Source organism: Chitinophagaceae bacterium (genome assembly GCA_030053935.1).
Lineage (GTDB): Bacteria > Bacteroidota > Bacteroidia > Cytophagales > JASGCU01 > JASGCU01.
Genome location: JASGCU010000072.1, coordinates 1 through 12,507 on the forward strand (window position 1 = coordinate 1; position 12,507 = coordinate 12,507).

At 29.3% G+C, this 12,507-nt stretch carries 11 protein-coding genes; all 11 read right to left on the reverse strand.

Features of this window, described 5'->3' with window-relative positions; all coding sequences use genetic code 11:
• Positions 1–382 precede the first annotated feature (382 nt).
• The 11 genes from QM536_07545 to QM536_07595 all read right to left on the reverse strand — a co-directional run bounded on the left by QM536_07545 (position 383) and on the right by QM536_07595 (position 12,279).
• Positions 383–1,270, reverse strand: coding sequence for a class I SAM-dependent methyltransferase (locus QM536_07545; GenBank protein ID MDI9356856.1), 888 nt, complete (start codon positions 1,268–1,270; stop codon positions 383–385).
• 7 nt (positions 1,271–1,277) lie between these two features.
• A complete protein-coding gene (locus tag QM536_07550) occupies positions 1,278–1,607 on the reverse strand; it encodes a DUF3817 domain-containing protein (protein ID MDI9356857.1) in 330 nt (109 codons plus the stop codon).
• 29 nt (positions 1,608–1,636) lie between these two features.
• Positions 1,637–4,264: a YfhO family protein gene (locus tag QM536_07555; GenBank protein ID MDI9356858.1), complete on the reverse strand. Its 2,628-nt coding sequence runs from the start codon at positions 4,262–4,264 to the stop codon at positions 1,637–1,639.
• A gap of 12 nt (positions 4,265–4,276) precedes the next feature.
• Positions 4,277–5,422, reverse strand: coding sequence for a hypothetical protein (locus tag QM536_07560; protein MDI9356859.1), 1,146 nt, complete (start codon positions 5,420–5,422; stop codon positions 4,277–4,279).
• 75 nt (positions 5,423–5,497) lie between these two features.
• Positions 5,498–6,508 carry a flotillin-like protein FloA gene (gene floA, locus QM536_07565; protein ID MDI9356860.1) on the reverse strand — a complete coding sequence of 337 codons (1,011 nt, stop codon included), beginning with the start codon at positions 6,506–6,508 and terminating at the stop codon, positions 5,498–5,500.
• Between the two features lie 387 nt (positions 6,509–6,895).
• A complete protein-coding gene (locus QM536_07570) occupies positions 6,896–7,132 on the reverse strand; it encodes a hypothetical protein (GenBank protein MDI9356861.1) in 237 nt (78 codons plus the stop codon).
• A gap of 238 nt (positions 7,133–7,370) precedes the next feature.
• Positions 7,371–8,315 carry a DUF349 domain-containing protein gene (locus tag QM536_07575; protein MDI9356862.1) on the reverse strand — a complete coding sequence of 315 codons (945 nt, stop codon included), beginning with the start codon at positions 8,313–8,315 and terminating at the stop codon, positions 7,371–7,373.
• Between the two features lie 37 nt (positions 8,316–8,352).
• Positions 8,353–9,093, reverse strand: a complete 741-nt coding sequence (locus QM536_07580) for a TIGR00266 family protein (protein MDI9356863.1) — start codon at positions 9,091–9,093, stop codon at positions 8,353–8,355.
• Between the two features lie 48 nt (positions 9,094–9,141).
• Positions 9,142–10,053, reverse strand: a complete 912-nt coding sequence (locus QM536_07585) for a DUF1684 domain-containing protein (protein MDI9356864.1) — start codon at positions 10,051–10,053, stop codon at positions 9,142–9,144.
• Between the two features lie 10 nt (positions 10,054–10,063).
• On the reverse strand, positions 10,064–11,488 hold the full coding sequence (locus QM536_07590; GenBank protein MDI9356865.1) for an aldehyde dehydrogenase family protein: 1,425 nt from the start codon (positions 11,486–11,488) through the stop codon (positions 10,064–10,066).
• A 122-nt stretch (positions 11,489–11,610) separates the two neighbouring features.
• Positions 11,611–12,279, reverse strand: a complete 669-nt coding sequence (locus tag QM536_07595) for a hypothetical protein (protein MDI9356866.1) — start codon at positions 12,277–12,279, stop codon at positions 11,611–11,613.
• Between the last annotated feature and the right edge of the window lie 228 nt (positions 12,280–12,507).

Here is a 12,507-nt window from a genome sequence, read left to right on the forward strand (position 1 = left end):
TCTTTCAAAAAAAATGTTTAATCACAATGAAAGCCTTTTGTTGAGCAATTTTTTATATTAATTGGGGCTTTATTTAACCTATCATACTTTTTGAATCACCACCCAAAATTTCAAGATACATAGATAACGCTAAACGCTTCTTTTTTATGGTTTTTCTGTACTTTTCTTCACTACAGAATATCTATATTTACAATCTTTACAAAAATATCGTTGCCTGCCTAAAATTTTACTATCCTTTTAATTATTTGAATTTTTACATTTTGGATAACTAATATTTTTTATAGTTTTTATTTGGTAATATACAAAATCTATATTTAACTAACAATAGCTATTTTTATGTATGAATCTTCCAAAAATCAATTTTTAGAAGTGTTACTCCTTATTATGAGAGAGTAACAAATCTAGTAAAAGTTCCAAATGGGATTTCTTGTTTAGTACGGGAAACAATTGATAGTTCTCCATATTCTACATTGTTAGGATTATATATTGATTCTATGAGGGTTTTTCCTACTATGGAAGAAATTCCGACGCTATAAGTATTGAGTAGTAAGAAATTTTTATTTTTTTGTAGTAGTTGGTGGCATAAAGTGAGTAATTCACCCAAATGTTCTTCTAATATCCATTTTTCTCCGTTTACTCCTCTGCCGTAAGCGGGAGGATCTAATATAATTCCATCGTATTTTTTTCCTCGTGTTATTTCTTTTTTGACAAATTTTACAACATCGTCTACTATCCATCGTATATTGTTTGGGAGATGTGAAAGATTTTGGTTTTCAACAGCCCATTCTTTTATAGTACTTACAGAGTCCAAGTGAGTAACAGATGCTCCGGCAGATATAGCAGATAAGGAGGAACCACCAGTATAAGCAAAGAGATTTAATATATTTTGAAACTTATGTGTAGTTATGGTATCGTAAAGAAAATTCCAATTTTCCGCTTGTTCGGGGAAAACACCTACGTGTCCAAAGTTTGTAAATTTCAATTTGAATATAAGCGATAGTTTTTTATAATGGTAAGGAAGTAACCATTCTTTTTTTTTGTTATAAAAAGTCCATCCACCTTCATTTTCATAGTTATTTTTTGTGTTTATATTTCGGGTGAATTTAGCATCTGCGAGTTGCTCCCATTTTTCTGCGGACATTCTTTTGTTCCAAAGTGCCTGAGGTTCAGGTCTAATAATAGTAAGATGTCCGAATCTTTCTATTTTTTCTTTATTTCCACTATCTATAAGTTCATATTCTTTCCAATTTAAAACTTTTAGGTTGGTCATAAAAATACTATTGGATTCTATTAAAATATTTTTTATCAGCCCAAATAGTTCCAAAAGGGATGATACCTAAAAAAACACATTTCCAAAATACTTTTGCATTCCAATTATCTGATTTAAAAAAAATATCCAAAAGAAGAATTATATATAAAATATAAAGTCCGCCGTGTATCTTTCCTATTATAATATTAGGTGTATACATATCAAATATATATTTGAGCGGTACTGTTATAAATAAAAGAATCATAAAAGAAAGTCCTTCTATAAATGCTATTATTCTAAATATCTTTATGAATAATTTTCTGTCTATTATGAACTCTAATATTTTATGTAGTCGCATTATATTACTGATTTAGATTGAAAAATATATTATGTTGAGGTATCAAGTATTTTTTTTTTTTTCCATTTCATGTTTTTTTCAGAGGTATTTTCTTTATTCTCATGAAATATAAGCGATGTTTTATAAATTTCATATCCTAATCCGGATAAAAGAGTGCCTAATAGTATCCATGAAAAGATTTTCATAATAGTATTACCTTGTAAATAAGAATCGGATTCAAAGGTAAAAGTTATAGTATGTTCTCCTTGTGGTATCTCTAAAGCTCTCAATACATAATTAACTCTCATTATAGGAATTTCTTGATCGTCTATTTTTGCTTTCCATCCTTCTGGGTAGTATATTTCTGAAAACACAGCAAATCTTTTTTCTGAGGTAGAAGATATATAAGTAATTTTATTCGGTTGATATTTTTGAAAGGAAATATTTCCGGTGGTATCGTATTCTGTTTGCAGAATAGGGTACTTATTCACATCTATGACAGCAGTTGTTTTTGTATCAATGGTACAGAGTGTTTTCATTTCTTCATCAGGAGTTGTTACAGGGACAAGTTTTTTTACAAACCAAACGGGACCATTTGCATTGTTATTTTTTATAACATCTTTATATTCTTCTCCCATCTGAAAGTATTTTGTATTGAGCATGTTTATAACAGGTAAAGATGTAAAATTATACTCTTGCGTTCTGATTATTCCTATACATCGGGCGTATTCTCTACTGAGACAATGTTCTATAAGGTCTTGATACCTTCTCAATTTAGCAGCACTGTAACCGCCTATAGAATGGTGATAGTAAGATGTATTTGCATCATTGAATGGGTTCGGTAGATATAATACGCGATAATAACTACTATCTAAAAGTATTTTTTTGTTAGCATCGGGAGTTATAACTGGGGCATTTGATGTAAAAGAATCTTTTTTTACAAATCTATCTGCTACTAATAAAACATCAAAAACAACTAGTGTAGTTATAGATAGAGTAGCTACTTGGATAGTGATTTTTTTTCTCCATAAGAAAAAAATAACGCATGCACTGAGTAATATGTAAAAAATAGTTCTAAAGGCATCCATCCGAAATAGGTATTTTCTATCTAATATCAATGCTTCTAAAAACCATTTTGGATATTCGTTTTCAGCGAGTTGCGTATCTACTTTTCCGGTATAACTGAATAATATTCCTATGCAAAGGAGTAATAAAGCAAATCCAGCGGTTAGTAGTACTGCTAATAAAAGATTGCGAATTTGTTTTTTTTCTATTTTTCTCCAATTTTGCTGAAAAGAAGCTAAAAATACTTCTTCCAATGCAATACATCCTCCTAATATGAAAAAGAAAATAGGTATTAGCATAGTAAAAGTAGGAGAACGAAATTTATTGTATCCAGGTAGATAATCAAACAAAAGAGAGTTAAGATAAAAATTGCTTCCCCAACTGAGCATTATACCTGCTAATATCATAAAAAACATCCACAAAAAATATACTCTTTGTGTTTTTTCAAAGAAGAAATGAAAAAAACCTTTATCTAAATATTCTTTTTTATAATCTACCTGATTTTTTAGAGATATATGGGATACGAATCCTAATACAAATAAGAATATAAAAATACATCCTGAGTAGTATGGTGCTGTGAGAGGTTGATTTCCCCAATATGTAGGTGCATTTTCTAATAGAGCATTTGCTTGTGAATCTGGTATTTCATACTCTTTCATTTTTTTTCCCAAATATGATTTTTTATCTAGACTTTGTTGAGATGATCCTCCTAATATATTCGGAATAAATAAAACTATCGGTTCTATTATTCCGTTACTGTATTGGAATGCATATTCTTTATCTAAGCCTTCTCCTGTTCGTCTTTCTTGAATTTGTTCTTGCAATTCTGCCTTGCCTCGTATGGAATATTTATTGTACTCATAAATAGTAAAAAGTTTCCCCGCAGAGGTTCCTAATCCTATACATGCTCCTATGAGCAATAAAATACTTATTTTTAAGAATAGAAAAAGTTGTTTTCGAGATAGAAATATAAAAAATTCTACAATACAATAGGTTAATACAATAAATAAAAGATAATAAGTTATTTGAATATGCGCAAATGCTATATGTAATGCCATTGCTACCGATGTTATTGCTACTCCCATCCATATTTTTTTTTGATAAGCAAAGTGTAATCCAGCTAGAACAAGAGGAACAAAGGCTATAGCACCTATTCTAGAATTATGCCCTCCGAAAAAACCTATCACATTGTAGGAACTGAAAGTAAATCCTATTGCACCTATAATAGCAATATAAGGTCTTATTTTAAATGAGAGTAAAAGTATATAAAACGATAGTAGTGAGAATATAAAAATTCTTACAGGATGGGATAAACCCATACCGTAGTATTCATAGAGTGCCATGACTATATCGTTATACCATTTAATAGATATAAGATAGGATGGCATGCCAGAAAACATACTATTTGTCCATAGTGATTGTTCGGATAGGGGTTTATTAGCATTAAATTCATTGAGTTCTCTTGCACTATTTCTGTATTGTTGTATATCGTGTTGATTTATTTGTTTTTCATTAAATAATGTTTCTCTAAAAAAAATGAGGGTTAATACATAAAATATTAAAATCGCAATTGTATGCGGGAGCATTTTTTGTATTATTTTTTTTTTATTCATTTTTAGTGCGGGTTAGTTATTTTTTATATTATTTTTAAAAGTAATTTTTTTTTCTTTTACAGGTTTGGGTATTTCGTTTATAATAAATGTATCGGGGTTAGAATGTTTATCTATCGCCATTTTTATTGCTTTACCAAATGCTTTTATTATAGATTCTATTTTATGATGTTCGTTATGTCCTTCTGCTTTTATATTAAGGTTACAGTCTGATGCATCGGAAAAACATTTAAAAAAATAAAAAAATAATTCGGTAGGCATTTGTCCTATTTTTTCACGTCTAAATTCTGTGTCCCATACAAGCCATGGACTTGTTCCAAATTCTATAGCTACTTGTGCCAAACAATCATTGACGGGGAGCATAAATCCGTAATGGTTATTATTCACTTTTCCTAATGCTTTTTTAAATGCTTCTCCCAATACTAGTGCTGTACTTTCGACTGTACTATGCTCATCTACATTTAGATTTCCTATTATACTTATGTATAAATCACAAGAAGAATATTCTCCAAATTGTTCTAATAAAAAATCTAAAAAACCTATACCTGAATTTATATTTGTTTTTCCTGCGCCATCTAAGTTGAGTGTAATAGTTATATCTATATCTTTATTTTCTTTATGTATAGATATTTTTCGTGGTTGTTGTATCAGGTATTTATAAATATTATCCCAAGAACATGTAGTATCTATATTTTCAGAATATTGGTCTGTGAAAAATATTTTTTTCACAGAAGGGATAGTATTTGTTTCTAATAACAATGGTTGTGATGTTATAAGATAGGAATAATTTAAATCGTATATTTTTTGTAAATTATGTATATTTATGCTATCATTTTCAAAATCTATTTTTGTGTCTTTTTCTGATTCTGTTATGTCATAATAATAGTCATAGAATTTTATACCTATTGCTTTTATTATTTCTAAAACTATTGATATTATATTAATATGAGTATTTTCTGTTTCATTTGTTTTTTGAATATTATATTCTAATCTTGTTGTGTGCTTATCTATAAGGAATACTATTTCGAATTCTTCATTATCAGATATTTTTAATATATTAATTAGTGCTTTATCAACAAAGTTAGGTATATTTGTATAATAAGGGTTATTATTTTCTTTAGATACAATAGTATCTATGGTAATAAATATTATTTTTTTCAATGTTTTTAAATAAAAAAAGAGAGGTTAAGAGTTGTTCTATTTTTAAATGATTTATTACAAAATTATATTATTATTTTATTCTTTCTTTTTATCTACTTTATTAGTTTTGCCAGATATAGAATCTCGCATTGCAGTATCGGACTTCATGTTTTCCATTCTATAGTAGTCCATAATTCCTAAGTTTCCTGATCTAAAAGATTCTGCTATTGCTAAAGGGACTTCGGATTCTGCTTCTATAACTTTTGCTCTTGCTTCTTGTGCTTTTGCAATCATTTCTTGTTCTAATGCTACTGCCATAGCTCTTCTTTCTTCTGCTCTTGCTTCTGCTATTTTTAGGTCTGCTGTAGCTTGGTCTATTTGAAGTTTTGCACCTATATTTGCGCCTACATCTACGTCTGCAATATCTATAGATAATATTTCAAATGCAGTTCCCGCGTCTAATCCTCTAGACAAAACTAATTTTGATATTTTATCTGGGTTTTCTAATACTTCTTTATGACTCTTTGCGGATCCTATTGAGGTTACTATTCCTTCTCCGACTCTTGCTAATACTGTTTCTTCTCCTGCTCCTCCTACTAATTGGGATATATTAGCACGTACTGTTACTCTTGCTTTCGCTATTAATTGAATACCGTCTTTAGCGACAGCTGCCACAGATGGGGTATCAATAACTTTAGGGTTTACAGATATTTGAACTGCTTCAAAAACATCTCTTCCTGCTAAATCTATTGCGGTTGCTTGTTTAAATGTAAGATTTATATTTGCTTTATCTGCAGATATTAATGCTCTGATAATTTGAGGAACATTTCCGCCAGCTAAATAATGTGTTTCTAGATCTGTAGTTTTAAGCGGTCTGCGTTTTGTACTTCCTTCGGAATCCAAAACTAATATTCCGGCTTTTGTTGCTGTAATTAATGAATTTACTATAATACTTGGTGGTACTTTTCGTATTCTCATAAGAATAAGATCTAATAAACTCACTCTTACATTTGAAAATATAGCTGTGATCCATAGGTTTAATGGTACAAAATAAATAAGCGTAAAAAAGCCTATTATACATGCAAATAATAAAATTAATGCTTCCATGATTTAATATTTAATTTAGTAGGTTATTATTTTTTTAATGGTAAAACTCAAATTAATATTTTTTTTATATTTTTCACATATTATTTTTTTATACTTGATGTTTCTATTTATATTTGCAGTTTTGTTTGTAATAAGATTTAATTTTTGAAAATTTGTTTTACTGTTTTTTTTATTTTTTTAGTAGAAACACAAATGTTTATACTATAGTATGTATTTATTGTGTCTATTGTTAATTTTATTTCATTTTTAGAATAGTACATTTCGTTTTTTTGCGTTAGTGGGTTTTTAAAACCAAAAGCTTTTTACCAGTACCAACGTTTATTAATTCTCAATTGTTTCTATTCACTACCCACACACTAAGGCAAAATCTACGTTATGACCCGTTCTTTATTCTATGTTCATTGATTTTTCAATATCTGCAAATGGAATAACTGTCTTTACACCGTAGTCAGCTACGGGCCATGATTGAAAAATCGTAATGATGTCTAAACCAAGTTCTTTAACTGCATTGTAAAGTCCGGCTTGCCTTCCACTTGCTTTTTTAATTACCCCTTCTTTTGCTATCCAAACTAAGTCGTCTTGAAATAATATTTTTTCTGTTGGAAAATAGTAAATTACTAACATTACGCAAAAGCAAAAATATAATAAAAATTCATCTCTTTACCATTTGAGTCCACCTTGAAGGTTCTCTTTTGATAAGTTTATAACTTTGTAAAATTTGATTATCAATAGTTTTGAAACTAGATATTTTTGTAAAAAAGACTTTTCGTAGTGGGATCACATTTCAAATGTTAAAATATTTTTTTTGAATATAATTTTTGCGTAATGTGAGTTATAATATAGATATTTGTTTTTTTATGTTTTATTCTAATTTTTCTTTTATTTTAGGAAAAGATATCGTTTTTTTATTTACAAAATAAGTTTTTTTGGTTGCAATCCTGTCGGTGTTATCTTTTGTATCAAATCGGTTGAGGTCGTTGGAAATAATATTTTTATTTATATGTATAGATGGGGTTTTATTTGGAGTAGAATTTTTTTGTTTTTGGGTATCTTTTATAAAGAAAAAATCTGTTACTTTTTGGAGTTCTTTTTGAAGATGTTGTTTATCTTTTATAGATACTTTCCCTATCGTTTTCCAATTCCGTTGAAATGTTTTTACTTGCTCTATGGTTTCTTTATTTTTTCCCTTCTTTTGAATATGTTTTATTTGTTCTATTATTTCTTTATATTTTTTTTTGTTTTCATAAAATGTTCTTGATAATGTTGCATTGTATTCTTTTTTTTGTGTGTAATATGCTTTTAGAAGAGAGAGAAACCTTCTATCATATTCTGCATTGATATATGGAAAGGTATCTCCTTTTTTTATCCATCTTTCGCGGATATCTTTTAGGTTCTTCTGAATGTGTTTTATATCATTTTGATGGTCTATGAGTGTTGATAATTCTTGAATAAGTGCTTCTTTTGCTTCTTTATTTTTTTCTTTATTTATAGAGATAATTTCTTTTAAATATTTTTCTAATAGTTCTATTTTTTCGTACACTCTGATAAAATCACCCAATCCTTTATATTTTTGGATAGATTCTTTTATATGTATTAGCTGTAGGAGATAGGATCCTTTATTAGTAGCTTCTGATATTTTTTTTTCTATTATATTTATTTTTTCAGATAAAACATCGTACTTTTTTGTGAAGTATTGTATTGCTTCTTCTTCTGTTGTTTTTACTATCCCTATTTGAATTTCTTCGTGGTGCAGAAACGCATGTCTAAATACTTTTCCATCTTTGGTATATCCGTATTTGTGTTTCATTATTTTATATAATGGTTTATATTTATTTTTTTATAGTTTATTCTTTTCCTGTATTTCTTCCGTATGGTGAAAGTGCTTGTATGAGTTTTCTTATAGGGATTGATTGTAACCATACTTTTCCGGTGCCTTTCAAGGTAGCTAAGAAGAGACCTTCTCCTCCAAAAAGCATGGATTGGAGGCCGCCAGCTACTTGAACATCAAAATCAATAGAGCTTTCAAAAGCTACTACACAACCTGTGTCTATTCTTAGTACTTCGTTATTTAGTTTTTTTTCTATAACTGTTCCTCCTGCGTGAACGAAAGCCATTCCATCTCCTGATAGTTTTTGAAGGATGAATCCTTCTCCACCTACTAATCCTGAACCAATTTTTTTATTAAATACCATGGATAGTTTAGTTCCTAAAGCGGCGCAAAGAAAACCGTCTTTTTGAACAATTATTTCATGGTTTAACTGTTGGGACAGGTCAAATGAAATTATGGTACCTGGATAAGGGGCTGAAAAAGCAACTTTTTTTTTCCCATATCCTCTATGCGTAAAATGGGTGATGAAGAGTGATTCTCCTGTTAAAAGCCTTGCCCCTGCGGATAATAGTTTTCCTAAAAATCCTTGGTCTGCATTAGAGCCATCTCCCATTTTTGTTTCGAATTGGATACCATCTTCCATAAAAAGCATAGTACCTGCTTCTGCTATTACTGTCTCCTGAGGGTCCAGTTCTATCTCTACAATCTGAATACCTTCTCCATATATTTTGTAGTCTATTTCATGTGATTTTCTCATTTTTTATTTTTTGATGTGTTTATATATTTATTTTTTATAATAATTTATTTATTGTATTGTTGTGTGTTCATTTACAAAATATTGTTCCCCTGCTTCTACTTTTAATTTTAAAATATTTTCTTTTGGTGGCATTGGGCATGTTGTATATGATGAAAAGGAGCAAGGTGGGTTATATGCTCTGTTGAAATCTATCCAAAATTCATCTTCTTTTATTTTTTCTGCATGTAAAAATCTTCCTCCACCGTAAGTACTTATGCCAGAAGTGCTATCTGAAAATACAATAAAAAAGATATCTCCGTCCATATAAGGTGTAAGGTTATAGTTTTTTCCGTCTTTTTGAAAAACAAAAATACCCGGACAATCCTGCTCATCAGAATATCCTAAAACGGTTTGAATATTTATTTTCTGAGGATGATTATCTTTTTGGAGTTTCGCTTTTATTTTCCAATTGGTATTGGTAGGAAAAGTAGGAAATGGTTTCAAAGAATCTATAAGTGGATTTTTCATATCCCAAAGACGTATTGCTAGTTTTTGATTTCTTGATATTACTTTCCAATACATATCTCCTTGTTTCATAAGTGTGGATGCATCTTCTGTATCTAAAAAAACATCTGATACTTCTGGTAAGGGTTGTTTATTTTTATCTTCTATAATTATATTTTTAGTATGAACCATGGATACACTTTTTCCGGTTACGAAAAATGTGCCTAAATGCTTCGGAAAACTTGGTGGGAAGACAATGTCGTTTGAAGAATCGCTTCCAAATGAATTTGCTCCTTCTTTTAACCAATAAAATCCTGCGATACTTAAATATCCGAATTCTTTTCGGAGATCTTCATATCTTTTTGTTTTCCAATCAAGGTGTTGTAATTCAAAATCTTTTTTTCTTTTTTTTTCTTCTTCTTTGTTATTACATCCGTACCATAATAGTACTAGTAGTAATGGTATAACTAATCGCATATATATTATTTTATCCGAATATTTTTATAAGTGTGTTTATGATTTTTTGAGTCCACGCTGTATAAGGTGGATAGAGTAATTTGAAAGTGGTAAATCCTATTCTTTGTTTCATATAAGATTTTTCATTTGAAAAGGCAAGGAATCCAAAGAATCCATGTGATTTTCCTATTCCACTATTATTTATTCCTCCAAAAGGCATTTGATGGTGAGAAAAATGTACTAAACATTCATTGACTACAAATGCACCTGATGAAGTATTGATACGTAGGTGATCTATTGCTTTTTGATTCTTTGAGAACATATAAATAGATAAAGGTTTTGGTTTTGCATTTATGATATGAATCGCTTCTTGTAAATTATTGTATACTACGATAGGAAGGATTGGTCCAAAAATTTCTTCTTCTGCTATAAGAGAATTTGGAGGCATTCCTTCTATTATGGTTGGTTTTATAATTCTTTTTTCGGGGTAGTACTCGTTTCCATATAGAAAAGTAGCGTTATGTTGCTGTACATTTTTTAATAAAGCTACCAATCTTAGAAATTGTTTTTGATTTACAATTCTTGTCATATCGGATGGGCTTGTAAAATTTGTTTTTTCTTTATCCCACATGGTTTCTATTTTTTTTATGAGGGAGGATATAAATTTTTCTTTTATGTTTTTATGAATAAGTATATAATCGGGAGCTATACAGGTTTGGCCTGAGTTTAAAAATTTCCCCCAGGCAATTTTATCTGTTGCGTCGGATATATCGGCTGTTTCATCAATTATAGTGGGTGATTTTCCTCCTAATTCAAGGGTTACAGATGTAAGGTGTTGAGACGCTGCTTTCATAATTATTTTTCCTATTGTTGGGCTTCCTGTGAAGAATATATGGTCAAAAGGGAGTTGTAATAATTGCTCGGCGACCGAGGCATCTCCTTGTATTACGGTTACTTCTTCGGGGGTAAAGAGTTCTTGAATCATTGTAGTAAGTAACTTACTGGTGTGAGGAGTATGCTCTGATGGTTTTAAAATAACTGTATTACCGGATGAAAGCGCAGAAACTAATGGACTTATAGATAAGTTAAATGGATAATTCCAAGGAGATATTATAAGACAAACGCCTTTGGGTTCGTAATAAATTTTACAAGATGCTTCTATGTGAGTAATAGAAAAGGGGGCGTTTCGAGGGCGCATCCACTTTTTTATGTTTTTTGCAATAAATTTGATTTCCATAAGACATGGGAGTATCTCAGAAATGTCTACTTCGGGAGCAGGTTTTTGGAAATCCAAATATAACACTTCTTGAATACTTTTTCTATTATTATGTATCCACTGTTGTATCTTTAAAACTCTCTCTTTTCTTTGACGATAAGTTTCACTCCGTAAATGTTCACTTTTTTCTTTCTGGAGAGCAAAAATTTTTTGATAAGGGTTTTGATCTGGTAATTGCATTTTTTTTTAACTATTTAGTTATGATTTAATTATTGAGTCCATACTGAAAGTTATTAAATAAGAAAAATGTGTTTTGAGAATATCCATATAATTTTAATAATACCAAAAAAATGTACAATACTCTATTGAGAAGTAATTTTTTTTCCTACGTATTTTTTTATCCAAAAAAATATAAATGGAACAAATAATGTAGTAGGTAATAACCATACTATAAAAGAAGGTATTTCAACAGGGATATTATGTATATTTACAACCAAAAATGCTGTAAGAGAGGCAATATATGCCCCAACCATTCTTTGTATATGAATAGAAAGCCAGTATTTTTTTTGTTTTATAATACCTTTGTAGTGTTTTATGTCTTGTATAGAAGAAAGTAATCCCACAGCACCAAAAACTATAAAGACAATACCAAATATATTGTATTCTAAGAGATGGTACATTCCTAAAATAATAAACACCAAACCTGTAATAAGCATAGTATATGTCATAATCCAATCAATAATATACGGCTTTTGTCCGGTATGTAACATTGTAAGAAAAATAAATCTCTTCCCGGTTCCAACTAAATAGAGAGTAAAAATACCTATTATAAATAAAAAATAATCAGGGTGAAGAAGAGACATTATTATGCCCGAAAAGCCTGCAGAAATCATTCCGTATGCAAATATTTTTCCTATAGTTTTATGTAAAGAGTTTCCTTTCTTGTTTATCATAATAAGAGTACCCGTTAATAGACCTATTCCTCCCCCTAAAATATGTATTGTTAAAATTGTGTAAAAAAGATTTTCCATTGTATTATTATACTTATTGTATTATTATATTTATTATAAATACAAAATAATTGTATTGTATATTGTTTTCATTTTTGTATCTATTTCAGGGTGAATCTACTTTTTTATGTATTTCGGATTTCATTTTGTGATTTATTCTCTTTTTCAAAAATACAATTATACTATAAAAATTTATTTTTTAGAATTTTATGTAATTTTTGTAAAAAATGAGTCATTATAACTATTATA